Source organism: Cryobacterium sp. MDB1-18-1, from assembly GCF_004402735.1.
In the GTDB taxonomy this organism is placed as follows: domain Bacteria; phylum Actinomycetota; class Actinomycetes; order Actinomycetales; family Microbacteriaceae; genus Cryobacterium; species Cryobacterium glucosi.
The window spans coordinates 67,386-91,440 of the sequence record NZ_SOFR01000044.1 but is presented as its reverse complement, the minus strand read 5'-3'; the positions used below and the strand labels follow the sequence as shown (position 1 = coordinate 91,440).

At 64.3% G+C, this 24,055-nt stretch carries 32 protein-coding genes; 3 read left to right on the top strand and 29 right to left on the bottom strand.

Annotation, left to right across the window (positions count from 1 at the left end; all coding sequences use genetic code 11):
• Nucleotide 1 precedes the first annotated feature (1 nt).
• From E3O50_RS09980 to E3O50_RS09870, 25 genes are all read right to left on the bottom strand, one after another.
• Complete coding sequence (locus E3O50_RS09980; RefSeq protein WP_134558946.1) at nucleotides 2–667, bottom strand: hypothetical protein; 666 nt, start codon at nucleotides 665–667, stop codon at nucleotides 2–4.
• A gap of 21 nt (nucleotides 668–688) precedes the next feature.
• Entirely contained in the window at nucleotides 689–1,024 is a 336-nt protein-coding gene (locus E3O50_RS09975) for a hypothetical protein (protein ID WP_241975331.1), read from the bottom strand.
• The gene (locus E3O50_RS19150; RefSeq protein WP_166790643.1) at nucleotides 1,021–1,686 is read right to left on the bottom strand and encodes a hypothetical protein; all 666 of its coding nucleotides are present in this window, start codon (nucleotides 1,684–1,686) and stop codon (nucleotides 1,021–1,023) included. The genes E3O50_RS09975 and E3O50_RS19150 overlap by 4 nt, the downstream gene beginning before the upstream one ends.
• Nucleotides 1,687–1,693: 7 nt before the next feature.
• A complete protein-coding gene (locus tag E3O50_RS09970; protein ID WP_134558944.1) occupies nucleotides 1,694–1,960 on the bottom strand; it encodes a hypothetical protein in 267 nt (88 codons plus the stop codon).
• A gap of 108 nt (nucleotides 1,961–2,068) precedes the next feature.
• Entirely contained in the window at nucleotides 2,069–2,785 is a 717-nt protein-coding gene (locus E3O50_RS09965) for a peptidoglycan DD-metalloendopeptidase family protein (RefSeq protein ID WP_134558942.1), read from the bottom strand.
• A 36-nt stretch (nucleotides 2,786–2,821) separates the two neighbouring features.
• Complete coding sequence (locus tag E3O50_RS09960) at nucleotides 2,822–3,343, bottom strand: hypothetical protein (protein WP_134558940.1); 522 nt, start codon at nucleotides 3,341–3,343, stop codon at nucleotides 2,822–2,824.
• Between the two features lie 37 nt (nucleotides 3,344–3,380).
• Nucleotides 3,381–4,277, bottom strand: a complete 897-nt coding sequence (locus tag E3O50_RS09955) for a hypothetical protein (RefSeq protein WP_134564562.1) — start codon at nucleotides 4,275–4,277, stop codon at nucleotides 3,381–3,383.
• Nucleotides 4,270–5,370, bottom strand: coding sequence for a hypothetical protein (locus E3O50_RS09950; RefSeq protein WP_134558936.1), 1,101 nt, complete (start codon nucleotides 5,368–5,370; stop codon nucleotides 4,270–4,272). The genes E3O50_RS09955 and E3O50_RS09950 overlap by 8 nt, the downstream gene beginning before the upstream one ends.
• A complete protein-coding gene (locus E3O50_RS09945) occupies nucleotides 5,367–6,185 on the bottom strand; it encodes a hypothetical protein (RefSeq protein WP_134558934.1) in 819 nt (272 codons plus the stop codon). The genes E3O50_RS09950 and E3O50_RS09945 overlap by 4 nt, the downstream gene beginning before the upstream one ends.
• Nucleotides 6,185–9,019, bottom strand: coding sequence for a tape measure protein (locus E3O50_RS09940; RefSeq protein WP_134558932.1), 2,835 nt, complete (start codon nucleotides 9,017–9,019; stop codon nucleotides 6,185–6,187). The genes E3O50_RS09945 and E3O50_RS09940 overlap by 1 nt, the downstream gene beginning before the upstream one ends.
• A 16-nt stretch (nucleotides 9,020–9,035) precedes the next feature.
• On the bottom strand, nucleotides 9,036–9,185 hold the full coding sequence (locus E3O50_RS19145) for a hypothetical protein (RefSeq protein ID WP_166790642.1): 150 nt from the start codon (nucleotides 9,183–9,185) through the stop codon (nucleotides 9,036–9,038).
• Nucleotides 9,186–9,346: 161 nt separating this feature from the next.
• Complete coding sequence (locus E3O50_RS09935; RefSeq protein WP_134558931.1) at nucleotides 9,347–9,724, bottom strand: hypothetical protein; 378 nt, start codon at nucleotides 9,722–9,724, stop codon at nucleotides 9,347–9,349.
• An 81-nt stretch (nucleotides 9,725–9,805) separates the two neighbouring features.
• The gene (locus E3O50_RS09930; protein ID WP_134558929.1) at nucleotides 9,806–10,615 is read right to left on the bottom strand and encodes an IPT/TIG domain-containing protein; all 810 of its coding nucleotides are present in this window, start codon (nucleotides 10,613–10,615) and stop codon (nucleotides 9,806–9,808) included.
• 62 nt (nucleotides 10,616–10,677) lie between these two features.
• Entirely contained in the window at nucleotides 10,678–11,109 is a 432-nt protein-coding gene (locus E3O50_RS09925; protein WP_134558927.1) for a hypothetical protein, read from the bottom strand.
• Entirely contained in the window at nucleotides 11,102–11,374 is a 273-nt protein-coding gene (locus tag E3O50_RS09920) for an HK97 gp10 family phage protein (protein ID WP_134558925.1), read from the bottom strand. Before E3O50_RS09920 ends, E3O50_RS09925 begins: the two co-directional genes overlap by 8 nt.
• Nucleotides 11,371–11,718: a hypothetical protein gene (locus E3O50_RS09915; protein WP_134558924.1), complete on the bottom strand. Its 348-nt coding sequence runs from the start codon at nucleotides 11,716–11,718 to the stop codon at nucleotides 11,371–11,373. Before E3O50_RS09915 ends, E3O50_RS09920 begins: the two co-directional genes overlap by 4 nt.
• Nucleotides 11,718–12,083, bottom strand: coding sequence for a hypothetical protein (locus tag E3O50_RS09910; RefSeq protein WP_134558922.1), 366 nt, complete (start codon nucleotides 12,081–12,083; stop codon nucleotides 11,718–11,720). Before E3O50_RS09910 ends, E3O50_RS09915 begins: the two co-directional genes overlap by 1 nt.
• An 18-nt stretch (nucleotides 12,084–12,101) precedes the next feature.
• Nucleotides 12,102–12,503 carry a hypothetical protein gene (locus tag E3O50_RS09905; protein ID WP_134558920.1) on the bottom strand — a complete coding sequence of 134 codons (402 nt, stop codon included), beginning with the start codon at nucleotides 12,501–12,503 and terminating at the stop codon, nucleotides 12,102–12,104.
• Nucleotides 12,503–13,423, bottom strand: coding sequence for a hypothetical protein (locus tag E3O50_RS09900; RefSeq protein ID WP_134558918.1), 921 nt, complete (start codon nucleotides 13,421–13,423; stop codon nucleotides 12,503–12,505). Before E3O50_RS09900 ends, E3O50_RS09905 begins: the two co-directional genes overlap by 1 nt.
• Before the next feature lie 8 nt (nucleotides 13,424–13,431).
• Nucleotides 13,432–13,785 carry a DUF2190 family protein gene (locus E3O50_RS09895; RefSeq protein ID WP_134558916.1) on the bottom strand — a complete coding sequence of 118 codons (354 nt, stop codon included), beginning with the start codon at nucleotides 13,783–13,785 and terminating at the stop codon, nucleotides 13,432–13,434.
• Between the two features lie 2 nt (nucleotides 13,786–13,787).
• A complete protein-coding gene (locus E3O50_RS09890) occupies nucleotides 13,788–15,041 on the bottom strand; it encodes a head maturation protease, ClpP-related (RefSeq protein ID WP_134558914.1) in 1,254 nt (417 codons plus the stop codon).
• Entirely contained in the window at nucleotides 15,038–16,291 is a 1,254-nt protein-coding gene (locus E3O50_RS09885; RefSeq protein ID WP_241975330.1) for a DUF935 family protein, read from the bottom strand. The genes E3O50_RS09890 and E3O50_RS09885 overlap by 4 nt, the downstream gene beginning before the upstream one ends.
• Nucleotides 16,292–16,304: 13 nt before the next feature.
• Nucleotides 16,305–17,933, bottom strand: a complete 1,629-nt coding sequence (locus E3O50_RS09880) for a terminase (protein ID WP_174774607.1) — start codon at nucleotides 17,931–17,933, stop codon at nucleotides 16,305–16,307.
• Nucleotides 17,934–17,946: 13 nt separating this feature from the next.
• Nucleotides 17,947–18,270, bottom strand: a complete 324-nt coding sequence (locus E3O50_RS09875; RefSeq protein ID WP_134558912.1) for a hypothetical protein — start codon at nucleotides 18,268–18,270, stop codon at nucleotides 17,947–17,949.
• Between the two features lie 302 nt (nucleotides 18,271–18,572).
• The gene (locus E3O50_RS09870) at nucleotides 18,573–18,890 is read right to left on the bottom strand and encodes a hypothetical protein (RefSeq protein WP_241975329.1); all 318 of its coding nucleotides are present in this window, start codon (nucleotides 18,888–18,890) and stop codon (nucleotides 18,573–18,575) included.
• Between the two features lie 28 nt (nucleotides 18,891–18,918).
• Between E3O50_RS09870 and E3O50_RS09865 the strand changes: the two genes are divergently transcribed.
• The gene (locus E3O50_RS09865; protein ID WP_134558910.1) at nucleotides 18,919–19,224 is read left to right on the top strand and encodes a hypothetical protein; all 306 of its coding nucleotides are present in this window, start codon (nucleotides 18,919–18,921) and stop codon (nucleotides 19,222–19,224) included.
• Nucleotides 19,225–20,324: 1,100 nt separating this feature from the next.
• On the opposite strand, the gene E3O50_RS09860 is transcribed toward E3O50_RS09865, so the two are convergent.
• Nucleotides 20,325–20,654 carry a hypothetical protein gene (locus E3O50_RS09860; RefSeq protein WP_134558908.1) on the bottom strand — a complete coding sequence of 110 codons (330 nt, stop codon included), beginning with the start codon at nucleotides 20,652–20,654 and terminating at the stop codon, nucleotides 20,325–20,327.
• Between the two features lie 188 nt (nucleotides 20,655–20,842).
• Between E3O50_RS09860 and E3O50_RS09855 the strand changes: the two genes are divergently transcribed.
• Both E3O50_RS09855 and E3O50_RS09850 read left to right on the top strand, forming a co-directional pair.
• Entirely contained in the window at nucleotides 20,843–21,559 is a 717-nt protein-coding gene (locus tag E3O50_RS09855) for a hypothetical protein (protein WP_134558906.1), read from the top strand.
• Between the two features lie 10 nt (nucleotides 21,560–21,569).
• Nucleotides 21,570–22,172 (top strand): hypothetical protein, encoded by a 603-nt coding sequence (locus E3O50_RS09850; protein WP_134558904.1) that lies wholly within the window; start codon nucleotides 21,570–21,572, stop codon nucleotides 22,170–22,172.
• A 7-nt stretch (nucleotides 22,173–22,179) separates the two neighbouring features.
• On the opposite strand, the gene E3O50_RS09845 is transcribed toward E3O50_RS09850, so the two are convergent.
• The 3 genes from E3O50_RS09845 to E3O50_RS09835 form a co-directional block, all read right to left on the bottom strand.
• A complete protein-coding gene (locus tag E3O50_RS09845) occupies nucleotides 22,180–22,581 on the bottom strand; it encodes a hypothetical protein (protein WP_134558902.1) in 402 nt (133 codons plus the stop codon).
• Nucleotides 22,578–23,120, bottom strand: a complete 543-nt coding sequence (locus E3O50_RS09840) for a hypothetical protein (protein ID WP_134558900.1) — start codon at nucleotides 23,118–23,120, stop codon at nucleotides 22,578–22,580. Before E3O50_RS09840 ends, E3O50_RS09845 begins: the two co-directional genes overlap by 4 nt.
• Before the next feature lie 185 nt (nucleotides 23,121–23,305).
• Complete coding sequence (locus tag E3O50_RS09835) at nucleotides 23,306–23,971, bottom strand: hypothetical protein (protein WP_134558898.1); 666 nt, start codon at nucleotides 23,969–23,971, stop codon at nucleotides 23,306–23,308.
• Nucleotides 23,972–24,055 lie beyond the last annotated feature (84 nt).

Below are 24,055 nucleotides of genomic sequence, written 5' to 3'. Positions count from 1 at the left end.
GCTAGTTCCTTCCGAGAGCGATGGTCATCGCGACCGATACTGCGATTGGCGATCCGGGACCGGCCTTGGGTGCATACGTGGCAGATAGCCGGGCGTCCTCCTGCACCCGAGTAACGCTCGCTGCATTCCCTAGGACACCCTTCATCAGGCCATCCGTGGTCGTTGGGACGGCCTGCGCGGCTGTTTTGGCCACGACTGCTGCTGCGCGCGCTGTTTCGGCCGCGGCGGCGCTCGTAGCGGCCGCGGCTGCCGATGCGGCAGCGGCCGCGCGAGCCTCGAGGAGCTCCGTGACCCAGACTGGGATTACGTAGCTGCCGGGGCTGGCCGGTGGCACGACGTCGACCAGGTCGTTCCACGACACTGTCGCGGTGTTGGGGACGATGACAGTCCGCGTCCAGATGGCTGTTTGCATCCGCTCGCCTCGCCATGAGTCGAGGATCAGGACGATCTCCATCGGAGCAGCAGTAGTAGTAGCCGGCGCGATCGCGAACGGGCCGGACTCGTCCTCGTTGTAGAGGATTCCGTCCTTCACGACGCCCTTGGACGTCGCCGTGGTCACGATTCCTGCAGCCGTTCCGAATGTGGTCGATGCTCGAGCGAAGACACTCCCATTGGTCAGCTCTTCGGAGCCGTCGAGGAGCGGTGGGGTGGGCAGAAAATCGGGCATGACGGCTCCTAGCTCGGGTAGTTACGCGGCGTGGGCTGCGTCAGTGCTGGTGGCGCCGAAGGTCTGGGCAGCACCCGCGACCCCGGTGGGCTTCCACAGGCCGAAGTGCAGGGCGACCGCGATGAGGAAGGCTCCGAGGCCTTGGATCAGACCCGTGAAGAGGTCATAGGTGACGCCGGCCTGGATGGCGGCAAGCAGCTGCGCGAGGAGGCCAGCGACGAGCGCGAGCGCGGCGAGGTAGATGGCCTTCCGGCCGGGGCTGGTTTCCTTTGTGGTGACGAGGCCGACGAGGATCGGCAGGATCACGGCGATGAGCAGCCAGAGGAGAAGGGAGAGGTTGAATGCGAACGAGATCACGGGGTAGCTCCTTGTGTGGGTGTCGGGGTGGTGGTGATTTCGTCGACGCGGCAGGGGCCGGCGACGGTCTGAGTCGAGTCGTCAGTGAGGGTGAAGAACCAGTAGCCGTCGGTGTGGCAGGTGACAGAGGCGATACCGACGCCAGGGGGACCTATGGGGCCAGGGACCGTCGAATCAGCACCAGTCGCGCCCACAGCGCCAGTCGCGCCTGTTGCGCCGGCCTGACCGTCTCGCCCGTCGACGGGGATGAGAGGTGGTGCGACTGGTCCGATGGCGCCCTGGTCGCCCTTCGCGCCGCTGCAGTCGAGGTGGATCAGGCAGTAACTGGCGACAGATGCCGCCACTTCCTCGCTCGTCGGCTGACGCCCGGACGCGCCGGTATCGCCGGTGAAGCCCCGTTGGCCTTGAGTGTAGGAGAGCGGGGCAGCGTCGACCACGACATCGGCCGGCGGGGCGACGGGGACGGCGCCCGAGTCGCTGACCTGGGTGTAGAGCGCATCGTAATTGGACGCGAGGTCTTGGATCGTATCGCCCTGGTTGCGGATCGTCGATCCCTGATCCCGGAGGAGATCCGCCTGGGTGATCACGGCCAGCGAGAGCCCCCCGAGCCCAATAGCGATGACAAGCACAGATCCGAGCACAGCCATTTTCTGTAGCTTCATAACACTCCTAGGTGAAGATGTTGTCGGGGGCATCCGGTGCCGGCGGGCCGAGGTTCAATGCGATATGTCGACTCTGTTTGGCAATGAACTCGTCCTTTCGGACGCCCCGGCGCCGTTCGGTGTCGAGCTGGCCCTGAAGGTCATCGTTTCGTTCCTCGAGTGCCACGATGCGTTCCCTGTCGCTCGTCTTGCGAGTACCGATCCAGCCCAGGAACCCCAGGGCTCCCGTTACCGCGACGCCGATTGCACCGATCACCCAGGTCATCTCAGTCATCGGTAGTTGTCTCGCTCTCGCATCGGCAGAAGTCGCACGAGCCGCCACACAGACAGGTTGAATCCCAGTCATAACGGCACATACGACCCCTCCCCGGGTTGGGTGTGGCTACGCGACGATGCTGAGCACGGCGGTAATGATGTCCATCTCGGCGAGGAGCAGGGAGTCCCGCGAGTCCTCGTTGCGCCACCGTTCGAGCAGGCCCTTCTCCTGGCCGCTAAGGTGCTTTTTGCCGCCCTTGCCGACCGCGTACACGCCGCGCTCTTCAGGGGTTCCATCTGCTGCGTTGACGAACTTAAACATGGGTTCTTCTTCCTTGGTGCTCTGGGTTGCTGCGGGGGCGGTGAGTACGGCGGTCGCCATGAAAGCGACGGAGGATGATGCGGAGTTCAGTGATGCCGCGATGGCGGCAAGCACTGTGGGCCGGGGATCGTAGACGGTTCCTGAGAAAACGCCTTCGAGGGTGTCGGCACGGGTCAGGTGGCAGTGCACGCCATCCCAGCTGGTACCGTGCCGATCTCCGTACCCGGCGACGCGCCCGAGTCCTGATCCGGCGGCGACTCGCTGGCCGACAGTGACAAGCGCACCGTCCCGGGCGTGGCAGTAGCCGTCGAACTTGCCATCAGCGTCCGCCTCGATAACGATCACCGTGCCGAGGAAGGACGAGAACTGCACCTTACGGACCACACCCGAGCGGTATGCGGGGATGACGTCGCCAGCGGTGACGCCGGTGACGTCGGAGCCGCGGTGACCGTTCTGCCCGTATCCGGTAGCTTTCAGCCCGAATGCATTGCCCCAGTGGGAGTAGAAATTTTGCCAGGCCATGATTCTCCTATCGAATTGCGTAAGTGTCGGCCATCATCAGTACCCCAACGCGAACACCCGGATGCGTGCCATCCCGCCACCAGCGAATGCAGCACCGATGGTGCCTTGAAAGAAGGCTGAGTTTGGGGCTGTGGAAACCGTTGAAAAGTTAAGGACTGGGCGCGAGGCAATGTCCACGTTGATACCGCTCGCGAATAGGCACGCGCCTGGGAAGACCACAGGGAAGTCGATGCCGATCTTTCCGTCAGCTGCAAGGTTCACAACAACCTCAAAGACTTGCATCATCGGCGCCGTCGTCACGATTGCCGTTCCGCTGTAGAGCAACACCTCTGGAGCCCATGTTGTACCGGTCCAGTTGAAACTCCTCTTGGCGGCACGGACATAAATGGATCGCCCGATCATTGCCCCATCGAGAGGAAGGTCACTGAAAACGCCGACCTCTTCACCAACAATTCCGGCGACGGATTGGGACAAGTCCGTGAGGTCAGCGGCGAAAGTTGCGCTCCCAGAGTAGGTCCCCATTGCCGGGTTCCGGGTGGTATTTCCCGTGCGTGCCATAGTTCCTCCTGTGAATGGAGTCTCGGTCGGAGACTTGTCAAGCGACGTAGGTGATACGGAGTTTGCCGGAGCTCACATCGGCGCTACGGCCCTGGTAACGGTGGTAGCTGGTCCCTCCAGGGACGGTGGGGACGCCGATGCCGATGGCCGCGCCGGTTTTCAGCGCGTCTCCGAAAGCGTTGGGGAGCGTCTTCCAACCCGTGCCCGCGGAGATATCTGCAGCGTCACGGATTCCGGGGTTGCCGGCTTTGCCGCCGTGGGAATGCAGCCCGACTTTGGCGAGCACTGCGGGATGCTGGTTATAGATCTCTGTGACATACGTTTCGACCAACACGATGGATGCGCCATCTGGAATGGTGCCGGCGATGTCGTTGAACCACCAGGCACCCGCGTTGCTGAGTGACGACCACACATCGTTGGAGTTCCATTGACCACCCGGAACATAGAACGTTCCGGAGTCAGTCGCGAGGAATTCTGTCGTGTACTGGACCGGAACCGGCACAGCAGAGGGCGGTACGTAGGCCGATTCCGGGATCTCAGCGAGCGGACCAATGACAATGCCGCCGCCGTCCCACATGATCAACACGTCGTCGTCTACGGCGGGCGTCGCATACGTGCTGAGGTAGCCGAGCTGTACCTCGGAGGCGTCGGGCAGCTGCACGGTGAGCTTCGGGACTCCAGTCGCAACGACCCGGCCGTACGCGGATTGCGGTTTCACCGAGCCGAGCATCATCGTGAGTCCGTTTACCCGCAGCGTGCGTACGTAAGCGCCCGGCAGCGGCGTTGTGAAGCCAGCCGCGTAGATCGTCAGCGGGCCCTGGCCGAAGTCCACGACCACAGTTCCATCCGTGTTCGTGGACACGTACTGGGCGGTGAGCATGGCCACCGTTGGGATGGCCTCGAGCTTCCGGGCGACGTCTTCGTCGTTAGACAAGGGGCACGCTCACGACGAGGGTCATCATCCCGCGGGCGGGGAGTGTCATCTTTAGGATCTGGCCGGTGTTGAAGACGCCGTCCTTCTCGAACTTGATCACGTCCCACACCTCCAGCCGCGGGTCCGGCAGGCACTGCACGGTGTACAGCACCGCATTCATCGACGACACGACGGGCAGCATCCGGTCCGCCCACGCCTGCGCTTGCGACGCCGTCGTGACGAACTCCGACGAGAGGAAGTACGGTACCCGGCCGAACTTCCCTCCCCAGCGCAGTGGGCCCGATACGACCTGGGCTGTGGCGAGGATAGTGGCCTGCTGGTCGTCCCAGGACCGCACGATCACCTTGTTCGCGATGCCCGTGTCCGTGAGGTCGTCGGCGCCGGCCTTACTCACGCGTCCGTTGGGCCCCATGCCCAGCGTGGCAACAACTGAGCCCCATGCAGTCGGCGCGATCGATACTTCGCCCGCGGGCGTGACGTATGGGATCCCCCCGAGCAGATCAGCGAGGAGCACCACAGCATCCAGCCGATTGTCGACGTATGTGACGGATCGGGGGATCGCGACGTCGGCCACCGACCGGCTCAGCGGCAGCAGCGTCAACCTCCCGAGCTCCGCCCACGCCGACGACAGGTCACCAGGTGCGGACGGCGCCTCAAACCGTTCCATGTCGGTCACATGGAAGAGGTCGGCAACTTTCAACTTCACACTCGAGCCGACCGTGATCAACCGATCCTGGAACCGGATCTTGCGCTCCTGGGGATCGGTGACCCCGACGATCTTAAGGCGGCCGCGAAGCACCTTCTCTGAGAAGAGCTTGTTGGAGACCCGATAGGAGACATCGAGGAACGACACGAACGGGGTCAGCCAGGACGTCAGCTGGGTCGGCACGACAGACTGGCCGAGATCGTCGCTGTAGGTGAGGGTCAGCTTGCCCTGCGTGAGCACGAGGGATCCACCGTCAGCGACCAGCTCACCGGCTAGCTCGAAGTCTTTCAGCATCACCTGCCCGTCGACGATCAGGTCAGCGACGTAGCCCGAGGTGAATGAGCCGTCTTCGACAGCAGATGCGAGCTCGTCCGATGCGTGAATCATCCGCGCCCCGCAATCGTGTAGTCCCGAGAAGCCGTCAGGTAGTCCGGATATGCGGTTGTGAACTGCGCATAAGTCGCATAGAAGTCAGTGAAGTCCTGGTACGTGAGCAACGGGGTCACGAATGCGGGCGCCGGCGGTGTCGTCTCGTCACCTTGCATCGCCCAGTACACGCGCTGCCCATCGACCCCGAGCGGCCGTTTGGCCGGAGATCCCACGAACGCGAACAGCGTCGGCGGCAGCCACGTCTCGGGGAGCGCCCGGATGCAGATGATGGAAAGGGAGTCAGAGTCGTAGTCACCGAAGAGCGCGTCGAACTTCTCCCCGTCTGCCCTGGTCGACGTGTAACAGTCGAGAACGACCTGTTTCAGGCCACCTCGGGTGCCGGGGATCGTCAGGCCTACGGAGCGACGGGGCACGTCGAGCGACTCGCCTGGCGTGGATCTGACGAGTTCGCCCGCTGCGCCCTTCAGAAACTCGACCTTCACGGCGCTGGTCGGGTCGAGGGGGTCTGAGAACCATGCCCAGCCTGGGCTAAGTCCGTACAGGGTCGTCGCAGCCGGCGCGGAGAACCCTGTTGGGAGCCCGCCCGTGAAGTACTCCGCCTGGTAGGTGCTTGGCACGTTGAACCCGGCCTCGTGGTCGCGGATGCTGCCTCCGCCGGCGGCGATCACGTTGACCAGTCCGCGGACCTTGAACTTGCGGTGGGCCGCCGTGCGCGTGACCGTGAAATGGTCGACGCCCGCGGGGGGCACTACGAGCACATCGACGTACGGTGAGGGGTTCTCCGACCTGCTCGGCGAGACTGTGATCGTCATTAGACCCTCCTCCGGCCAGAAGTGACCATTTGTGCCGTGTCATCGGCGGCAGAAATACGGGCATCCGCCGCCACGGCAAATGCGCCCATGAGGACGCCGTCGACGTCGTATAGGTTGAGCGTCTGCGGTGCGCCAGAGGAACCGTTGGCCGCGATCGTGCTCTGCGATGTACTCACCACCGCGGTCAGCTGCGACGCCGACACCAGGGCCCCGAGCCGGGCATTGAAGCTGGGCGTGGAGGAGTCGAGTCCGGATCCGAACTGGTCGCCGACGGCGATACCCGCGTTCTTCACCGCAGTCCACCCTGATCCGGAGAAAGGGCCTCGCCTGGCCGGCGAATGGGGGAAGAATCCGGCGACGAAATCCATCACGCCGCCGACGGCATCGCCAACGGCACCGATCATGCCGCTGATGCCGTCGATGAAGCCTTGGATGATGGCCTTGCCGGAATCGACGAGCCAGGACCCAGCGCCGTTGAGGATGCTCATGATGGTGTCGCGGATGCCGCCGATCGTGGATCCGACCTGGCCGATCGCCGATGCGATCCCGTTGACCAGGTCACCGATGAGGCCCTGGATCTTGCTCCAGGCACCGGCGATGATGCCGCCGATCTTGTCCCACTGGCCGGTGAAGATGGCCACAATGACGGCCATGACGGTACTGATGATCGTTTGAACGATCTGGAACGCCGTTGAGATAGCGAGCTGGATGGCAGTCCAGACGATCGAGACCACCGTGAAGAAGCCATCCCAGAGGGCACTCCAGATGCCACTGATCGTCGTCAAAATCACGGTGATGACGAGCATGATCAGGTTGATATAGGTCGTCACGACCAGGCTTATTGCTTGCCAGACCGCAGTAACGATGGTGCTCATGAGGTTCCATTGAGCTGACCAGAGACCACTGATGAAGGCGATTCCGGTCGTGAACAATGCGGAGATATTTGCCCAGGCTTCTCCAAGGAAACGAGTGAATTCCGTCCAGACGGCCTTACCGAGCTCGGTCTGCGTGAAGAACCACACGAGGCCGGCTACGAGGGCGACGATCGCGAGGATGATGATCCCGATGGGATTGGCATCCAGAGCCACGTTGAAGGCCCACTGGGCCGCTGTCGCGACACCCGTCGCAGCGGCGCCAGCAAGCGCGGCGACCTTCATCGCTGCCTGAGCAATACCGTTACCGATAGACGCGGCTGTATTTACGAGGACCGCGCCAGTCGCTGGGAGCTTTGACGCGAGGCTGGCTTTGTCGGCACCCGCAGCCAGAAGAATCGCGTCCGTGTTGCGGTTGGTCGCTGCTGCCGAGGCAAACATGGCGACCGTGCGCGCTGCCTCGATAGGGATAGCGGCTAGGGAGGCGACGTTGGCCGCGGATTGGGCGAGCTTGTAAACCCCGAATCCGACCGCGAGAGTGGCGATGATCGGGGCGATAATTTCACTATGATCGCCTAGGAACCCGAGCGCGTCAGTGAAGGTATTCAGGATCGGTACTAGGACTGGGATGCCGGCAGCAATGAGATCGCCAACGGTTCCGGAAATGCGGGCGATGCCCGTGGCTACTCCGACGAAGATCGGTGCGAGCGGCTGCAGCGTGGTACCGATCGCCCCGAATAACGCGAAGACGCCGCTGAAGTCGCCGGTCTGGAAGGCCTGGCCGACCGCGGAGAAGAAGTCGACGATCGCGGAGCGAATATCGAGGAGAGTGCCGACAACGTCGGAGTCTTCCTGAACGTTGAAGGCGCGTCCGAAGGCGGCAGTGAAATCTCCGTGGACGACGAGGTCGAAGAGGCCGGTAATGCCGTCTCGGACGGTGAGGACGAAGGAGATGATGCCGGAGTCTTCTTCGACGTTGAAAGCATCGCGGAGGCCGGACGAGAAATTGCCATTGATGACCAGGTCGTAGATGCCCTGGATGCCGCCGACGATCTTCCCGAAGTCGATCTTGTCGATCCAGCCGGAGAAGGCCGCGATCGTGGGCGTGAGCACACCGCCGAATGACACGGACAGTGGCTTGACGGCCGCCGCGGCACGGTCGACGGCCGCCGCGATGGAGGTAAAGAGGCCGGGTGCACCGTCCACAGCGGAACCGGTGAACATGGCGCCGAGACGACCCCACGCGGCGCCGACGTTCGCCCACGCGCCTCGGGCGGTTGCGCCGGAGGAGAGCGCGGCCCCACCGACACCCTTTTCGAGTGCGTTCTGGAAGGATGCGAAATCGACCTTGCCGTCGGTGACCATCTTCGACGCGGCCGCCGCGGTGACGCCGTACTGGGTGGCGACCATCTGCAGCAGCGGTACGCCGCGGTCCTGGAACTGGTTCAGGACCTCGGTAGTCAGCTTGCCGCCGGCGGCGACCTTGTTGACCATCGCCCCCATTTCGGAGAGCGGGGTCTTCGCGATCGTCGCGGCGTCCGCAGTCAGCTTGAGCGTGCGGGTCAGTGCCTCACCTGGTGCGATGCCGGCTGCGACCGCTGACGCGGCGACGGTAGCCGCCGCATCCAGCCCGAACGCCGTGCCCTTCACGGACTCCAGGGCCGACGTCATGATGACGCCGACGCTTTCCGCGTCGTGGCCCAGGCCGGTGAGCTGCGCCTTCGCATCCTGAAGGTTCAGGGACCGCTCGAGGCCCTTTCCGGCGACGGTCGCAACGCCGGCAATGACTGCGCCGACGGCGACCGCGACACCGACCCCGATGCCCTTGATGGCCGAGCCGAAAGCGGCGGAGAATTTCCCGCCGCTTTCGGTGCCGGTGGTGTCGACCTCGGTGACGACCGCGGAGCGGAAGCCTCGAAAGGTGGGGAAGATCGGGACTTCACCTTGGCCGACTTCGGACATGAGTGCTCCGTTCAGGTCAGTGCGCGAAGGCCGACCGGCTGATGAGGTCCGCGCGGAGTGCGGCGCGTTCTTCAGGGGTGACGATCTCTGCGGGATCGTCGTCGGGCCAGGGCGCGGGGAGAACGAGCGGATCCGGGTTCTTCTCGATGTCTCGATTCGCGTTCACGTATGCGGATGCGTGGATCGCGGCGATGACGTCGCCGTAGCTGGCCGCGAACGACCATCCGTTGAGTTCGGCGTGAAGGTGGGACCCGAATTCGCGTTTGAGCTCTTCGATGAGATCGGCCGCCTCGGGGAAGGAGACGCTGCGGCCGATCTCGTTGAGGCTTACTCTGAAGCGGTGTCGGAAGTCGTAGCGGAGGGCCCGTTCGTGCTTTCCGACGAAGCAGTAGAGGGCACTGATTCCCCCAGGCTCATTCCCAACCGCGTTCCGACGGCCTTGGCGAATTCCAAGAGGATTGTGAAAGCTTCCACGCCGTCGGTCAGGCCCTCGATCTTGTCCTTTTCGACGGGGGACAGGATGGTGTCGAGGATGTAGCGGGGGATTTCCTTCTCCGGGATCTGCTCGAGCGTCATGAACAGTTCGAGCTTCTCGAGCGGGATCCGAGTGTCGATCGAGATTTCGCCGTCGTCGGTCTGGCACTTGAGCTGCTTTTCGACGAGGAGAAACGCGGGCTTGGGTCCGGGTGTTGTGCTGGTAGCCATGATGGGCCTTTCGTGTGGGATGGATGATGGGCCGGGGTGGAGCTGGCCGGGGAGCCCATCAGAACCCCGGCCAGCAGTCGGTTACGCGCGGGAAAAGGCCTGCGCGTTGGAGAGCCCGTATGGCGTGGTCACCCGGACGGGAGCGGAGCCGGTTGCGCCGGCCGGCACGGCCACGGTGATCGAGGTGGGGCTGACCACGGTGAAGCCGGGCGCAGTCACGCCGCCGACCGTGATGAGGGTCACGCCGACGAAACCGGTACCGGTGATGGTGATCGTCGCTGCTGCTGCAGCTGACGTCGGTGCGATGGCTGTGATGACTGGAGCCGAGGGCGGGCCGATCAACCACTCGCCGATGTGCTCGTTGTTGAGGTAGACGGAGCGTTTCGCCTTGAACGTCACCTGGGTACCGTTGACCTTGCCGCGTTCGGACTTGTCCTGTTTGGCACCGCTGACGCTGACCTCCGCGATTCGCCGGCGGATGACGCCGTTCTTGAAGATCTCCTCGGTGAAGGCCACGAACTGGAGGTTGTGGCCGCCGGCGTCGATGGTCATGTAGCCGTTTGCGTCGGCCGTTTTTCCGAAGGAGAGCTCGCGCACGACCGCGTCGTACTGGGCGAGCTTGGCGACCAGCTCGGCCTTGGCGAGACCGGACGGGATGGAGTAGCCGTCCTGCCAGAACACGATGGGGTCGCCGTCGGGTTCGAGGGTCCACTCGAAGCCGCCGTCGTCGGTGAAGAGACCGCCCTTTTTGAAGGCGCCGGGGAGTGTGAAGGTGGGGGATGCACCCTCAGCCGAGGTGGGAAAGACTGTGCCCGAGGGGGCGTAGCCGAAAAAGCCCGTGACCGGAATACCGACCGCGGTGACGTCATTGCCGAAAACATCGACACTCATGGGTGCTCCTTAAAAGCGAAAGCCCCCGATGTCGGGGGTGAATTGGATGAAACGAGGGGGAACTACAGGAGGGCGCCGACGACCACGAGCGTCATCGTGAGGTACCGCCTGGCTGTCGGCCGGTTTTCGGGTACTGGATAAGGGCCGTTGGAGGCGATGATCGCGGCGACTGGGTTGCCGGCCGCGATCGCGGGGATCTGGCTGCGGAGGGCGTGGACGATACGTGCCAGGTCATTCGCGTCTTTGGGGTTGTCCTTGGTGCCGGCCAGGATGGACAGGCCGATGTCGCGCTCGGCCGAGATCAGGGATGTGTCCGGGCCGCCATTGTCGCGGATGACGAGGAGCTTCTCGGGGAAGACCTCGCCCGGTTCGGGTTCCACGTTCGTCACCGAGACGTTCCGGCAGACTGGTTCGGGGCGTGCGGCCAGGGCCGCCCTGAACCAGCCAGTCAGGAAGAGCTCGAGGTCGTCGTGGATGACGAGGGGGTCAGCCACTGCGGCCTGCCGAACGCAGCGCCCGCGCCAGGTTGCCCGTCGTCGCCTCGACAATCATGGAGTCGGCAGCGCTGGCCACGATGACGGCCACAACCCGGTGTGCTGCGCGGCGCACTTCGACGTGGATTCCGTCGCGGTACGCACCCGTGTCGACCGGGGCCGACGCGATCGCAGCGTCCGCAACGTCGGTGGCGGCCTGGACGACGAGGGCAACAACAGGGGCGGAGTTGCCGAGCTCGTCGAAATAGGACTCGTTGAATTTCACCCGGATGCCTCCCCGAGCGGGATTTCCTGGATGGGCTGCCACCCGGTGAATGGATTGACGTCCGCTGCCGGCTTCGCGTTCACCTGGTACGAGTCGTCCCCGACACGGATGCGGTCACCGACCAGGACGTCGTCGGCGGGATCGCAGTAGAGGCTTTTCGCGGTCAGGATCTCGGTTCGTGTGGCACTTGAGACCGCGATGCTCGAGGAAGCCGCGACGAACGCCCCTTCAATCGGGATCGTGTCGACATCTGCCCAGTCACCGGGTGCGATCTCTTTGGAGTACGGGTTGACGTTCTTCCGCCGTCGATCGCGGAGCACTGTTTCACCGAACTGGAATCCCATCAGGGTCCCTCCTGTTCCTCGGGCCAGAGTCGTGTCACCACGGTCGATTTGGGGAACCGGCCAATCGGACCGCCTGCGGCTGGTGCCGGGCCGCAGGCGGCCCTGAGAGCATCCCGGTCCTCGGTCGAGAACCAGGAGACATCCGGCTGGTAGTTGACCGAGGCCGGGCCCATCCGTTGCCCCGCGACCTGGCGTGACCCGCGGGCTTGCGCCTCACGCGCCACGCCGACCAGGATCGCGATCGCACTGGTGCGAGCAGGTCCGTCCTCGAGCGCGTCCAGGCCGGAGGCGATGGAGCGCGCGACGGCGATGATCCGCCACGCGAGAACCTCGTCGATACCGATGAGGTCGCTTGGATCGAGCACTCCATCACCCCCTTCGGGCTACTTGCCGGCCGTCTTCGGCGGGCTGGCCTTCGCCGTGGCTGCTGTCGGCGTCTCGGCGGATGTTCCGACGGCGACGAGCTTCTCGGCCGCGGCGAGTACGCGCGCATCGAACTCGGCCTCGCGCTCGGCGACGAGCTTCTCGGCCGCGGCGTAGACCCGGGCGTCGAAGTCAGCTGCAGCCTCGGCCTCACGGACCTGGCGCTCGAGCTCGAGGCGCTCGGCGACGTCCTCGACGTCCTCGACGTCCTCGACGTCCTCGACGAGGCCGGCGGACACCGCGTGCGCGATGCCCTCCGGGGTGAACTCGCTACCGACGTGGCCGCCGCGGTAGACGTACCGTTCGGACCCGCCGACGAGGGGCAGCACCGCGACGGCGCCGACAACAACGTGCGTCGTCATCAGAGGCCCGTGCCCGTGACCTTGAGGCCAGCGAGGGGCTCGAGGACGACAGGGACCGTGACGCGACGAGCGCGGCCGCGGTACTTGTCGTTCTCACCGATGCGCTGGACGTAGGTCTCGACGCCGGATCCACCGGACTTGGCGTAGCCGGGGGAACCGAGGTCCTCGTCGGCCATGCCGCCCAACTGGTCGCGGTCGATGAGCATCGGGTCGCTGCCGACGATGTACGGCGACGTCACCCACGTGAAGCCCATGAGCTGCTGCGGCAGCGAACCTGCGACGATCGGGTTGCCGTTCTCGCGCGGCAGCACGCCTGCGGCGACGAACAGCGCCATCACCTTCGCGTACTGCGAGCCCGAGAGAGCGACCGTGCTGAGGTCGAGGCCGAGCGCAAGGTCCTCGCGGTTCGACTTGGCGGCGAGCAGGGTACCGACCACTGCCGAGACCGTGGTCCATGCGGCAGCGGACGCGAACGTGCCGGTGACCTTGGAGGCGATGACACCCATGGCGATGGTGTCGACGGTGCGAATGACCGAGTTGGCGAGCTTGACGAGGGCGGTGTCGACGGGGCGCTGGCCGAGGCGGGAGATCGCTTCGTCGGTGATCTCGGTGTCGAGGCCCCACTTGCCCGTCTTCGCTGCGGCGAGGTCGCCGCGTGTCAGGACGGTCAGAGGGTACTCGCCGCCGGGTGCGATCGCTTCGGGCGAGTCCGCGGCGAAGATCTGTTCGCCGGTCTCGTAGAAGATCCCACCTCCGATCGCCGTGAAGCGTCCGCTGAGCAGGTAGTCGGCGATGAACCGCTGCTTCGCGAGGTCGGCGACCCGCTTGGCGATAACGCGCGGGTTCTGGAGCAGAAGGTGGATCTGTGCTGCGGTAAGCGTCCCCTCGGGACGCGCCACAGGGTAGGTATACGAAGACATGAGGCTCCTCAGCTCATCAAGACGTCAATGACGTCGTTCACGTTGGTAGCGGGCTGCAGCGCAAGCCCGATGAGGTTGGCGCCGGTGTCGTCGACGGTGCCGGCAGCAGCGGATGCGACCCGGGCGCCGACCACGATCGCACCGGCAGCGGTGAGTCGCTGGATACCGCCGATGTAGACGGTGACCGGCTCGCCGATCGCGGCATCGAAGCCGGCCACGCCGACGATCGCCGGGGAGTCGACGCCGGCGGGGCCGACGGTGCGGCTACCGGTGACGACGACCAGGCGGCCGCCAGTGACGGCGGCCGACGCGGTGAACGTCACGGCCTCGCCGGGCTTGAACTTGGGCAGGTAGTCAGTCATGTTCAGGACTCCTTCGGGGTCGGCCACGCCGAAGCGTAGAGGCTGTCGTCGGTGCTGAGCTCGTCGGAGTGACCGATCTCGGCAACGGCAATCGTGTTCGGGGCGAGCGAGGCGAGGAGGGAAGCGGTTCCGTCCTCATTGGTGGTGAGCTGGGCGAGCCACGTGTCGCGGGACGAGGGTGCGATGCGGCCCTCTTTCACGGCGGTGGCCACGATGCTCTCGCGGCGGGTACGGTCCTGCTCGGCACGAGCCTGGCGACCGTCCGCGGCCGCGGCCTGGAGGTCGAGCAGGACTTCGGAGTCGATCAGTGCCGTGCCCGCGGGGGGCGTGATGGCGGTGTTGGTGGACTGTGCGGCGAGCGCCGTGTCGACGGCTGCGAGGAGCAGCTCGTCGGTGGCAGTGGCATCGGTCAGACCGAGCCGTTCGCGCAGTCCAGCCACCAGGTTGTCGTACGTCATGTCGACGTCTTCCTTTCGGTTGGGTTCACCCGGCTCGGTTGCCGGGAGTGTGTGGGATTCGGCAGCGAGCCGATTCGGGCGGCGCGTCATGCGAGCTCGCGCAACCATGTCCTCGGCGTCCGGCTCGGCCGGCACGAGGATGATCAGTTCGTCGTTCTCGCCGACCGTTTCCGTCTCGCCGGCGTCGGGGATGACTGCGACGCGGTCGGCGAGTCCGAGGGTCACGGCCTCGGCGGCGGTCAGCCATGTGTCGTCGGCGAGGAGCGTCGCCCAATCCTTCTTGCCGGCCTTGGCCGTGTAAATCTCGACGATGGAAGCCTCGATGCCATCGAGCACGTCGGCCGTCTTACGAAGCTCGGCCGCGTTCCCGTACGTGAAGGTCAGCGGCGCGTGGATCATCATCTGGGTCCCTGGGGACATCACCGTCTCGTCACATCCCGTAGCGACGAACGACGCTGCGGATGCTGCGAGGCCATCGACGACGGCGGTCACGCTCGCCTTGTGTGCGCGCAGCATGTTCAGGATCGACACGCCTTCAAAGACCTCGCCGCCAGGACTGTTGATCCGCAACACGATCTGCGTGACAGTGTCGGGCAGCGCATCGAGGACCATTCCGACGTCCTTCGTCGAGATCCCCCAGTAGCCGCCCCAGGAGTCGATGGGCCCATAGAAGCGGATCGTTGCCACCGTGCCGTCACCTGTCGGGGACGGTGTCGTGACCGCGTTGAAGAACTCGGCCTTGGACTCCGGGACGGCCCTCTCGCCCCAATACCGGTTCTCGTGCTTCGAGTTCGTCATGCGGCCTCCAAAGGCTTGTCGTTTGCGGGTCCTGCGGGGTCCTTTTTCGGCAGGCCGAACGCCTCCCGGGTGAAGACCTCGAGCGAGGGGTCGGCCGTGATGGCACCGGACTCGATGAGCAACTTGATTGCCTCGGCCGTAAGCGGATGCTGGGATCCGATCGGTTCGAAGATGAGCCGCGGCGCCGGTTCGGCTTCCCCCCAGTTCAGGTCGACAAGGTCCTCGATGACGTGCTGCTGGGTGACGTCCGCGATGTGCGCCGCGACCGCGTTCAGCGAGTCGGTGAAGAAGTTCGCGAAGGTGGAGCCGAGTGCCCACGATCCGGTCTCGGTGCCGAGGTTGAGGAAGTGGGCGAGCACGGCGCGCGCGATCTGCTCGTCGTGGTACCGGATGGGCTGGTCGGTGTCGGGGAGCTTCCCCGTGACGCCCATCAGTTTGAGATCCGACGTGTTCGGGATGGATGCGCCGGCGGCGTCGCCCGCCCGGAAACTCGTGGCGAGTGCCAGGCCGGCTTCCTTCTCCGAATTCAGCCAGGCTTCTCGTTCTTCGGGGGTGGCCTTCTCGGGAACCTCGGCGCCGGTGTAAACGGGCACGCCGAGACCGTTGCGTTCGACGGTCAGAGCCTGGGCCCGCAGCATCCGGTCTTTCAGGAGCCAGTTCTTGTACGCCGTCCTCAGGAGGCTGGAGCCAAGCCAGTTGCTGCCCTCTCGATCGTTGACATAGGCGACGAGACGGTCGACGGGGATCGGCTTGGCCAGGTCGTACTGCTCGATCGAGATCAGGCCGCCGTCGCGGGCGACGTTGATGTTCTGGATCGTCCGGGGTGGCCGCCAGGCGAGCTTTTTCAGGCGGGCGAGGTTACCGTCGGGGATGTAGACCTGCTCAAAGAACGAGTGCCCGTACACGAGCTCGAGGAGCACCATGCGCAGGTGCTCGCCCCAGGAGAACCGTCCGCGCGTCCTCGCCGCTGCGACCGGCTCCATGCCCTTCACCTGCAGGCCGAGGTCAGCCGCGATGACATCCACGACTTCGGGGCGGGCCCCGGCCGGGTCGATCATCCAGACCGCGCCTCGGATCGGCAGGGTCACCGCGCGGAGCACGCTGCCGACCTGGGCGTCCTCGCGGCGCATCTTGTCGAAGACGTCGATCGACTTCGGCCAGAGCAGCTCCGGGTTCGTCTCGAACGTGTCGGCTGCCATGCTCGACCAGGACGCGAGGGAACTGGACTGATATCCGCTCTCTGCTGCCACGTGGCACCTTCTTTCAGAATTGCGCGCGCGCCAGATTCACGTCTGCTGGCGACACATCGACACGCGTGACGATGGCGGCTTTGGGTGGCGGCGGCGGTGTCTTTTCGGGCTCCGGCGGTTCGAGGATCTCGAGGCCGTAGAGCGCTTCCGATTCGGCAACGAGGCCTCCGATGTCGATCGGCATCGACTTGCCTCGCGACCAGGCGAGGTTCTCGCCATAGGACACGACGACGCCGCCTTCGACGGCGAGGTCGACGTCGGGCTGCTCGATGACGACGAGCCCGCTGTCGCGGACCTTGTCCTTCATGCGACCCGTGGCGATCGCGAACAGCGGACCGTCGAGTTCGTGCACGATGAGGCCGGCCTTCTTCAGCGGCGCCACGAATTCCATCGAGGGCGTTCCGCGCGCGTTCACGACGACTTCCTTGTGGCCCGAGTCCTTCGCGAGCTTCTCCATGTATTCGGGGACCCACACCATGCCCGCGCGCTTCAGCCGCACGGTGACGAATGGCTTTCCCGATTCCGTGATCACTGCGGCCGCTATCCAGGACATCTTGCGGTCGATCGAGGTGTCGACGGCCCAGACTGTGCGTGCGCCCTTCGGGATCCGCACCTTCGAGATCGGCACGTGCAGGGTCTTCCAGTCCTTCACGTCGATGAATGCTTCGACCTTCGCCGTGACCCACTGGCACAGGACCTCGGTGCGGTAGCCGGCATCCGTCATGCCGCGGATGTCGGCCAGGGCTGACTGCACGGTCATTGAGCCGTAGCCGATGGACGGGTTGGCCTGGAGGATGCCGTCGACGTCGTCCTTGTTGCAGCCTTCCGGCGCCGACCACTCGAACAGCGCGAGGGACGAGTCGTGTCCGTTCGCGTAGTCCTCGATCGACGAGATGCCGGCCTCGACGTAGGTGGCCCATTCGAGCATGTCGGCGATCGCGGCGTCGCGCTGCTTGCGGAGCACAACGGCGGTCATGTCGCCGGCGTTGGAGAGGCCGATGAGCATGCCGCCCCAGAATGACTTCGTCGTCTGGGAGACGGCGTTCCAGGCGGTCCAGTCTTTCTGCTCGCGCATCTCGTCCATGAGCACGCGAGCGGCGGGCTTGCCGCGGGCATTCTTCGCGGCGCGGATCTCGTAGTGCGCGCGCGACCTCGCGACGATGGCCTCTTTGCCGTTAGTGTCGGAGATCTTCGCTGTGGCGTCCTGCAGCGCACCGATCGCGAGGTCGGCTTCCTCGCGGGTCTCGGGCTTCGGGTCGCACCATAGCTTCACGACTGCCCACGGCTCGCGGGCGATGTCGAGATTCTGCGCCACGCCGACGACTTTGAATTTCAGCGGCGGCACCCGGTCGGGGTGCCGGGCCGAGTCGATGTACAGCCACCAGGCGGCGAGCACGGATGCGAGGGTCGTCTTGCCCTGCTGCCTCGCGACGAGGACGATCACACGACGGAAACGGTACTGGCCGTCGGGGAGCAGCTCGAGCGCGTGAATCAGCAACCACTGTTGCCAGGGGTAAAGCGTGATGCCGAGGATCAGCAGAGCGAAGTCGATGACCTCGAACCCGAGGGACGTCTTCGGCGTCAGCTCGCGGAGAGGGCGAGTCCAAAGCCTGGGTTCGGTGCTGCCCAGCTGTTTCGCCATCGAGGACCCCTGACTAACTGATGCCCCGCTCGAGCTTGAACTTGGCCAGGTCGTTGAGCGCTGGCACGTCGTCGGTGCCGTCCGGGTCGACGGCGCTAACCGCCGGTACGTCTGCGGATCCGCGCGGCCTGCCGACCGACATACTCAGGACCCGGCGGAGGTCCTTCAGCGCCGACAGGTAGGCCAGCCGCGTCCGCGCGCCGCCGCCGTTGTCGAGCTCGGCGGCGAGCTCCTTGAGGAGCTCCACGAGAGGGGCTTCTTCGGGGACGTGAACCAGCCCGGTTGCCCGCAGCATGCGTGTGATTGCGCGGCGATGGTGGCCAGCGGGAAGTCCCATTTCAACTCCGTCCGGTGTGGGGTAAAAAAACGCGTCCGATCCGGGGAGGGAGGAGGACTCAGGTGGGGGAGTGCTCCGTACTCGGGGCGAGGCTGGATTTCCTGCGGCACGAGCACGGGATGGTCGCACCGCGAAGCCTGATGTCGTCGCTCTTGATGAGAGAGCTCGTGCCATCGGCATGCTGGATGACGACTGCGAAGCCACGCGGCTCAGCCGGAGTCACTTGGTGAAGGTTGCTCGAGCGACGCAATCGGGTGTGGGCTCGTGGCTCGGTGTCGGTCATGATGTTCCTGTCTGTGGGGCTACCACCAGTCGGGTACTGCCTCGCCCAGGCCAACGCTCGGTGCGTTGTTGCTGCGCTTGTTATTGCACAGCTGGTGGGCGTGGCGAAAGTTCTCGGGATCTTCCTGCAGCTCGGGGTAGTCCGCTACAGCGAAGTAGTGGTCGAGGTTGTGGCTGTCGTCGGTTGTGCCCGCCGGCACGTCGTAGTCGATCTCCTGCTTGCACAGCCAACAGTTGCCCTCGTCATCGTCGGGCGTAGCGTCGTGCTGCTTGCCCTCGTCGAAGAAGTCGGTCCGGAGCATGTTCATGCGCCTGGTGGACTTGTGGTGCTGGCTCACCGTGCCTCCACGTCGATAGGGTGTCTGCATGAGATCAGCGGAGGAACGCAAAGCCGACTTCGCACGGCGAGAGGCCGATCGGAAGGCGAAGTACGCGGCGGCCAAAGAGGCAAGGGCAGAAGCCGAGGCGAACCGCAAAGCCGCGAACAAAGGGGATCTAGCGAGGCGGTGGGATGCCATGTCGGGCGGACCGGAGCGCCGATACGCCGAGATGGTCATCGAACAAACGAATGCCTACATCGAACAGCAGAAACGGATCGCGGCCGGCGAAGTCGTAGCTGAGACCGATCTGCTCACGTTGCCGCGACCTCAGGCTCCAACGGTTTGGCTCTAGGTCCGGGCCGGCGCACTGTCCTGGTCGACGCAGGATGTCGACCAGGACAGCACCGGTTGACGGCGAACCCGCCGGATCTGCCGTCGTCAACTGGCCAGCGCGCTCACCACGACTGACCAGGAGCAGGGGAATGACGAAAGGCCCCATCCGTGTGGACGAGGCCTTCAGTCTGGGTCACGCGATGCGCAACTCTATGACTAGATTGTGCGGGCACATTTCTGGAACTTCACGAAGGCGTGTCGGCGTGTCGCGATGCGGCGAGCGCGGTGGTCTTGTTTGGGGTTTTGGTGTTGCGGCGAGCGCTGGGGGTCGTTGGTGGCTTGTGGCAGGTGTTTGTGTGCTGTCGCTGGGCGAGGTAGATGGTCGCGGTTTACGGCGGCCCGCAGGCCGCCGTAAACACTTCTTTCCACGGGCTTCCCAAGGCCAGTTGGCCGGGAGGTGCTGGGCGAGTTTCTGGGCAGAGGTTGAGATGCGGGCCGGAACCTGCACAGTCGGGCACCAAGACTCCCGACTTTCCCCTCCTCGAGTACGGGTGCCGACCGGAGCCGACATGACGTGGATCCAGACAGGCTCATTCGACCCGAACAGGTGCACTAGGCTCTGGATTCATTGGTAAGGCGCGTGTCAGTGGTCACGCTCGGTCGGGAGAATCATGGGAACTTTGTTTTACGGGGCGCGGAGGACCCCAATTGATATCGATGATGTGGTGCTAGCTCACTTGAAGGCTGTGACCACGGCCAAGTTGCGTCGCGGTGAGGGATTCCTCCTCTCGTGGACCGATTCAGCAGAGATCGGAAATGGCCGCAGCTCGGTGTGGATATACCCGAATTGTGACTTGCACTACAAGTTCAATGGCAACACTCCGCCCAAGCTTGATTCCGGCATCATCGAAACGATGTCTGCTGATTCCCATCAGCCTCGCGGGATCGAACTAAAGGACGCGACTCTCGCGCACAGCCCTCACCGCCGCTGAGGATAGGTGGCGACCAGGTCACGCCGAGCACACCTCGCACACCGGTGATAGCCCGACAGTCCGAAGACCGACCGGTACGTGTACGCAACCCAGACGTGACCACGGAGCCAGCAAAGCAGCACCCGCATCACCACGACACCTTGACGACGCCGAGGAGGTTGGCCTCACACAGTTCGATCCAGTGCTCGAGCCAGGGCAGGAAGTCGGCCAGCGAGCCCCACTCCGGATTCTCGAACTCGAGGAACTTCTCCCGGTTCGAAGTCATTTCGACGTGAATGCGGGCCAGCAGCTTCGCAGCGGGCGCGCACGGCATGCCGTCGAAATCACGCAAGATCAGACCGACGCACGTCTGGCTGAGCATCCGATTCACGTTGCCGGTCATGTTGCCGACCTCGACGTTACCCACGTGTCCGCAGTGAGGGCAGCACGGCGACACGATCCTGATGTCACTGCTCATCGGCGCACCCCCGCAACGAACAGACGCGTCGTCCCACACCGAGAACACTCCTCAACCAGGCGGCGCCGGTTCATACGCCACACGTGACGATCACCGGGTTCGAGGCATCCTTCATCGAGTCCACGCGCGTGCGCCGGTCGCGATAGCTTCCTAACCGGGGGATTCGACCCACTCGATAGGATTCGATCATGCGAATCCCGACGTTGATTGCCCACTTCAGAACAGAAAGTCTGGTCGACTCGGGCTGGTGGAATGTCATCGCGGCCCTCACAGGTGTCCTCTCCCTCGCGGCAATCGCGATCACGATCCTCGAGATCCTGAACAGGAGGCGTCAGTATCAATCGACGCACTGGTTCGTTGATTCTTTTGGAACATCGACTGGCTTGCTCGACTCGAAAACGGTCGAGCTGTTCGAGTTCACGCCATCGGGTGTGGAAGATGTCCATTTGAGCTTCATCGCCTTTGTCGGATGCGAATACGTGCCGAGTAAGGATTACAGAATCCGCTGGAGCGTCAAGTCTGGAAAAGCGATGAAACTGGCGCTCGTCAGCGATGGCATCGAGAACGCGTGGGTAGCCTTGGCCTGGCAGCGACTCACTGACAAGCGATTCGTGTACGTTCGCTGGTACCCGCTCATCGGGGGTGGGCGCCTTAGCGATGCTTTGGATGAGCAGATGTCTGCCCACAGTTTGCCGAAGCCGTGGGCATTCTGGCGAAAGACATTCGTTGCCCCCGTTGGCCCCGGGGACGCAAATACCTGGTATCAGCGAGTCAAGACGGATGCGATCAAGCACGATCAGGAAGTTCTGGTCTCGATATTCGACTTTGCCATCAACTCGGGTGGGACCGTACAGATGGCGGGTCGACAGGTCGCTCCGCCAATCGCCACCGATACCCCTCACTAAGATTCGAAACATGCTGCAACTCGGAGACATCAACGACCTAATTGATGCAGTCAGATCGCTCGGTCCGAACCCGGTGACAGAGGTCCTGATCCCCACCCTGTCCGGCGTCGTTGGCGTCGTTGCCGGTTTTGGACTTTCAACGTGGAAAGACGCTGCCACTCGGAAGAGAGCGCTGAAGGATGCCCGGCAGATAGAGATTGCCGCCGGGAGGAAGCCCGCAACGACAGCCCTCATCCGGAACATGGAATGGGCCATAAGCAATTTCCAATTCGACGTGATGCGGGCGACGTTCCCTGAAAGCATTGACGGAGTCGCCGCGCTATTCACCGCCACAGGTGAACCAGAGGACCTCGCAGTAGCGAGAATGGTACGATCGGTGCTCGAATCACTCTCGAAACGACTCCTCGCTGCATACCGTGTGAGTTCGTATACGCAGTGGTGGGAGTTCGACGACGAAGACGAGAGCAAACTGCTCCTGCTAACCGCTGATATCGCCAAAGACGCCAAGCGCTGGGTGGATGATGAGATGTCTACCGCGAACTTCACTGTCGCGCTGTCCGTACTCGCCGCCCACCTGGTGCGAGAAGCCGGACGGCTCAGCCTGCCCACCTGAGTGACCTTCACCAGCCTCCCTTTCGGTAAGGGTTGCGACGCTTGACGTCGTCAACGTTCTGCCGAAGGACCATGCCAGCGAAAGCATCGCCGACAGCCTTGTCGTAGACCCTCTCGGAAACCGACCTGAATCGGTCAGCGAGGGCACCGGTGCCCTCGGAGGCCAGCAGGTCAGCGTTCACCGCAACGGACGCATCACGTCGGGCGATCGCGAGCTCGACCTCAGCACGAGCGATCGCGAGCTGGTCCTCGGCGAGCGCTGCGAGTCGTCGGAGTTCTGTGTTGGCTTCGACGGCGCCCGGGTGTCGGTTGCCAGCGGCGCGGCGGGCGCGGGCCGCTCTGAGGGCTTGGCTGATGGGTGTGGACGGCCGGTCGTAGATGTACGCGGTGCGGTCGGTGTCGTCGCTCATGCGCGCTTCACCGACCCGGACGAGACGTGCTGCAGGAGGCCCGGGTGAGTGTCCCAGGCGATGGTGAGGGATGCGCCGGCTTCCCGCACGTCGACGATGACGCCCATCTCGGGAAAGTTGCTCTGCACGGTCATGCTCGTGCCGCCGCCCGGGAATCCTGCGATCCCTGCAATGCGTTCGCCTCTCCTGAGGTCCGAGGGCACGTGCTCCGGGTGGTCTACGAGGTACGCGGCCTCGATCTGGTCATCCGTTCGACGGTTCAGCATTGCGTCCGCCACACGGCGCACACCGCCCGGGAACGGGCGCGGGACTACGGCCGGCCGGTCGAGGGCGAACCGCGCGACGGTCGCGAGCTCCGCCGGCGTCAGGTCCAGCGCAGGACGCCTCTCACCACCAAGGAACGCGGTGGCCATCACGAGCTGATCGTGCTCGGACTTCGCGCTCCAATATCCCTTCTCGATGCCGTGGTTCAGGAAGTGCGCGAGCACGGCGCGCGCGATCTGCTCGTCGTGGTAGCGGATGGGCTGTGAGTCAGTCATTGTTCATCGCTTTCATTCGAATTCGAGTTGTTCTAATGTCCTGCATGAGGTAGCCCCGCGGCCGCGACGGCGAGAAACGCCAGCCCTCGCTCCGCGCCAGTTCGTACGCCCGGCGAACTGAGACGCCCAGGGCGGCCGCGGCTACATCGATCGCCACCCAATAGTTGAGGCGACCCGTCGCGGACTCATTCGGTTGGGTCATAAAGAATCCAGTCCCTTCGCGGAATGGCATGCTCCGGATGGTTCGAGCACAGAAGCTCCGACGGGTCGTCGTCATCGGGCCGGCGCTTGATGCCGACCATCTGCCCCTCACAGAGCCGCACCCCCAGCTCCGTCTCCTCCATGACGACCTGACACAGCGCGCCCGGCATCATGTACCGCTGCACCGGCATCGTCTGCATCGCCCTGCTGATCGCCCACTCGAAGCGGAGAGCATCCTCCAACAGCGAGACGCCCATACCCGGGTAGTGCGACAACCACCGGTGATGCCAGCGCACGACCGCAGCTAAACCCAGGCGCACATCCTCACTGCCATCGATCGCCCACGTGAACACAGTCCGCGACTGCATTTGCTCCCGTGCTGTGGACTTCGCCAGTGTCAACGGGCCAATGAACGGCGCAACCGGTGCCACCAGATCAGCCGGGGTCGGCCGCTCCTTCGCGATCGTGCGACCAACGAGCCCGTACCAATCCGTGACGTCCGCGATGACCATCGTCGCCGCCGGATTCCAAAACGAGGATGCATCCTTGTCACCGCCACCCCCGCCAGGCATATCCGTATACACGCGTGCCGGACGGCGCATGACCGACTCGAGCAGCTCCGGCCACACGTTGATCAGGTCTGACAGCACTCGGCGGAACTGTGCATGACATGGGCCGCACAATTCCGTGCCCACCATCACTGGACGGAGACCGTGGTCCCGGCTTCGCGCGCA

Excerpts from the sequence above, each read along its gene's own strand:
- E3O50_RS09860 (WP_134558908.1), bottom strand. The coding sequence starts at position 20,654 with ATGAGCAGTGACATCAGGATCGTGTCGCCGTGCTGCCCTCACTGCGGA.
- E3O50_RS09850 (WP_134558904.1), top strand. The coding sequence starts at position 21,570 with ATGCTGCAACTCGGAGACATCAACGACCTAATTGATGCAGTCAGATCG.
- E3O50_RS09900 (WP_134558918.1), bottom strand. The coding sequence starts at position 13,423 with ATGTCTTCGTATACCTACCCTGTGGCGCGTCCCGAGGGGACGCTTACC.
- E3O50_RS09915 (WP_134558924.1), bottom strand. The coding sequence starts at position 11,718 with ATGGGATTCCAGTTCGGTGAAACAGTGCTCCGCGATCGACGGCGGAAG.
- E3O50_RS09865 (WP_134558910.1), top strand. The coding sequence starts at position 18,919 with ATGAGATCAGCGGAGGAACGCAAAGCCGACTTCGCACGGCGAGAGGCC.
- E3O50_RS09840 (WP_134558900.1), bottom strand. The coding sequence starts at position 23,120 with ATGACTGACTCACAGCCCATCCGCTACCACGACGAGCAGATCGCGCGC.
- E3O50_RS19150 (WP_166790643.1), bottom strand. The coding sequence starts at position 1,686 with ATGAAGCTACAGAAAATGGCTGTGCTCGGATCTGTGCTTGTCATCGCT.
- E3O50_RS09950 (WP_134558936.1), bottom strand. The coding sequence starts at position 5,370 with ATGATTCACGCATCGGACGAGCTCGCATCTGCTGTCGAAGACGGCTCA.
- E3O50_RS09895 (WP_134558916.1), bottom strand. The coding sequence starts at position 13,785 with ATGACTGACTACCTGCCCAAGTTCAAGCCCGGCGAGGCCGTGACGTTC.
- E3O50_RS09905 (WP_134558920.1), bottom strand. The coding sequence starts at position 12,503 with ATGACGACGCACGTTGTTGTCGGCGCCGTCGCGGTGCTGCCCCTCGTC.
- E3O50_RS09980 (WP_134558946.1), bottom strand. The coding sequence starts at position 667 with ATGCCCGATTTTCTGCCCACCCCACCGCTCCTCGACGGCTCCGAAGAG.
- E3O50_RS09945 (WP_134558934.1), bottom strand. The coding sequence starts at position 6,185 with ATGACGATCACAGTCTCGCCGAGCAGGTCGGAGAACCCCTCACCGTAC.
- E3O50_RS09965 (WP_134558942.1), bottom strand. The coding sequence starts at position 2,785 with ATGGCCTGGCAAAATTTCTACTCCCACTGGGGCAATGCATTCGGGCTG.
- E3O50_RS09970 (WP_134558944.1), bottom strand. The coding sequence starts at position 1,960 with ATGACTGAGATGACCTGGGTGATCGGTGCAATCGGCGTCGCGGTAACG.
- E3O50_RS09855 (WP_134558906.1), top strand. The coding sequence starts at position 20,843 with ATGCGAATCCCGACGTTGATTGCCCACTTCAGAACAGAAAGTCTGGTC.
- E3O50_RS09880 (WP_174774607.1), bottom strand. The coding sequence starts at position 17,933 with ATGGCGAAACAGCTGGGCAGCACCGAACCCAGGCTTTGGACTCGCCCT.
- E3O50_RS09875 (WP_134558912.1), bottom strand. The coding sequence starts at position 18,270 with ATGGGACTTCCCGCTGGCCACCATCGCCGCGCAATCACACGCATGCTG.
- E3O50_RS09960 (WP_134558940.1), bottom strand. The coding sequence starts at position 3,343 with ATGGCACGCACGGGAAATACCACCCGGAACCCGGCAATGGGGACCTAC.
- E3O50_RS09845 (WP_134558902.1), bottom strand. The coding sequence starts at position 22,581 with ATGAGCGACGACACCGACCGCACCGCGTACATCTACGACCGGCCGTCC.
- E3O50_RS09940 (WP_134558932.1), bottom strand. The coding sequence starts at position 9,019 with ATGTCCGAAGTCGGCCAAGGTGAAGTCCCGATCTTCCCCACCTTTCGA.
- E3O50_RS09935 (WP_134558931.1), bottom strand. The coding sequence starts at position 9,724 with ATGGCTACCAGCACAACACCCGGACCCAAGCCCGCGTTTCTCCTCGTC.
- E3O50_RS09890 (WP_134558914.1), bottom strand. The coding sequence starts at position 15,041 with ATGACGAACTCGAAGCACGAGAACCGGTATTGGGGCGAGAGGGCCGTC.
- E3O50_RS09930 (WP_134558929.1), bottom strand. The coding sequence starts at position 10,615 with ATGAGTGTCGATGTTTTCGGCAATGACGTCACCGCGGTCGGTATTCCG.